2 protein-coding genes are annotated in these 2,113 nt (G+C 66.7%); both read right to left on the bottom strand.

The genetic code is table 11. The features are described from left to right. Positions 1-58 precede the first annotated feature (58 nt). Positions 59-1,210: a hypothetical protein gene (locus ACWGJ2_RS40270; RefSeq protein ID WP_453351388.1), complete on the bottom strand. Its 1,152-nt coding sequence runs from the start codon at positions 1,208-1,210 to the stop codon at positions 59-61. A gap of 276 nt (positions 1,211-1,486) precedes the next feature. After that, positions 1,487-2,113 (bottom strand): hypothetical protein (locus ACWGJ2_RS40275; protein WP_453351389.1); only part of this gene is annotated, 627 nt, incomplete at its 5' end.

Consider the following 2,113-nt stretch of genomic DNA (forward strand, 5'->3'; position numbering starts at 1 on the left):
CCATTGTCCTCGGCGCGGCGGTGCAGCAGGCGGGTGACTTGCGCGCGGGTTCCTGTGATCACAACTTTGACGGACCGGCTCGCCTGCCCCTTGCGGGAGGGGTCCCGGCACGGGGGGGCTTGTGGCAGACGTCCCCGTGCCACTGCGTGCACGGGGGCGTCCGCTGGCCCGTTTCCGGGTTTATGCAGCCGGGCCACGGGGAGCGGCAGGAGTGGCCGTGCGTTTCTTTGCAGCTGTCCGTGCGGGCCGGGGGGAACACGCGGCGTATCCGGTACAGCGCCCATTCCGAGGAGGCCAGGTGGTCCTCAAGTCCCTGCTGCGCCGCGGTGTTGCCGTCCTCGGCGACACGCGCGTACAGGGTTTCCGTCGGGTAGAACGAGCCGTTCTCGTTCAGGGCCATCGATGTGTATTCCAGGGCCAGCACCTCGACGGCCTGCTCAAGGTGGCTGCTTAAGCGGGCCATATGCACAGGTCGGGCAGCGCAAGAGCCCGAGTAGACGCAGAACGTGCAGTAGGATTTGGGCCACAGGAGGCCGAATTCGGTGAACAGCCGGGCCTCCACGATGTCGCGGTTCCAGCCCTTCGAGATGAGCGGGTATTCCACAGTGCAGATCGTCCGGCGGGCCTTGAGATTGTCCTGGTGCTGGCATCCGTCGTACTTGTGGGCGCGTTTGTGTTCGCCGGCGTGGTAGCCGATGATCTTCCGGAACGGCCGGTCGGGGAACTCGGCCAGCCCCCACTGGTCCAGCGGCCAGCCCTTGTACTTGAGTGAGCACGAGTTCCCACCGGCGGCCAGAACGACCGTGCCGTTCAGGGAGAGCTCGTCCATGAGGGTCCAGCGGCCTCGTGGGATGAAGTGCTGTGGGTCACGGGTGTCCGCGAGGACTTCCCAGCCGTCTGCCTCGCGCGGCCCGCACCGAGCGACCTGGATGTACCTGACCCTGTGGCGTCGCAGAAGGGGGAGAATGTGGGTCTCGACGAGCCTGACGCTGTCCTCCCATTCTGAACCGACCGTCGCCGTGATCACGATCAGGTCGGAGAGGTCCGGCTCCAGGCCGTAGCTGGCCGGGTCGCGCAGCATTTCGATCAGGACAAGTGTGGAATCCGCCCCCAGGCCGTACGAAAGCACGGTCATCGGCTTCACGCCGACGAGGGCGGGGGATTGCTCTTGCCAAAGGTCGAGTTGGAGTTGCGGACTGTGGGCACCCATGTGTAGTCCTCTTGCCGATGGAGGGTTCCGGGGGGAGCTTTGCCCTGCCCCCCTGTTGCGACGTAGGTGAATCTGCGCTCTGTCGAGAGCGGCCCCTTCGGGGTCGGCGTGTCTTCGGGAGATGAGGTCGAACCGCCCTTCGGGGAAGCGGCGTTGCGCTCTGGGAGCAGATGCCGCCCGCGCGGGAGGCGGGCGGCGTCTGCGAGCACTCGGTGGGCCTCAGTGCGGGCCGCTGGGCTGTTCCGTGCCGACCGGTTGCCGGTGGGGAGGTGAAGCTCAGCCCGCCGGGGGGTGGTCCGTGAGCCGTACGCTGCGAATCGTTGCGCCGCTCCAGGCTGTGGCGTTTTCGTGGGATTTGACTTCGGCCAGGAATTGCTCCGTGGCGAGGGCTCGGGCCGACGCCTCGGTCGGGGCCTCCCCCGCGGGAATCGCGTATTCCCACACGCCGTCGTCCCCGCCGTCTTCGGGGTGCTGGAACTGGACCACCCACGTGCCGGTGGAGGTGAACACCACTCCGTCATTGAGCATGATCCGCGTGGGTACGGTGTCCTCGCCCCAGATCTGGGTCCCGATTTTGGTGAGCTCGTCCAGGTGGACGGAGACGCACAGGACACCGGTTTCGTCGATGTAGAAGAAGCAGGTGGCCCCCGCGATGGTGGAGTTGGGATGGCAGGGCGTCTCCGGGTCGCTGTAGTCCGCGCTGGAGAAGTGCGCCCCCCGATTCAGGTCCTGGTACAGGGTGGCGTTCTGCTGGCCTTCCTTGTTGGCCAGGTGCAGGTGGATGCGGATGGCCTCGATGACGTCGCGGGCTGTCGTCTCGGCGTCGTCGGCGGTGGTGGGCACGGGGAATCGGCCGATCGCGCCTGAGCCGTAGAAGGTGGGTTTCAGGCACAGATGGTTGTG

Source organism: Streptomyces sp. NPDC054796, assembly GCF_053611545.1.

Excerpts from the sequence above, each read along its gene's own strand:
- ACWGJ2_RS40270 (WP_453351388.1), bottom strand. The coding sequence starts at position 1,210 with ATGGGTGCCCACAGTCCGCAACTCCAACTCGACCTTTGGCAAGAGCAA.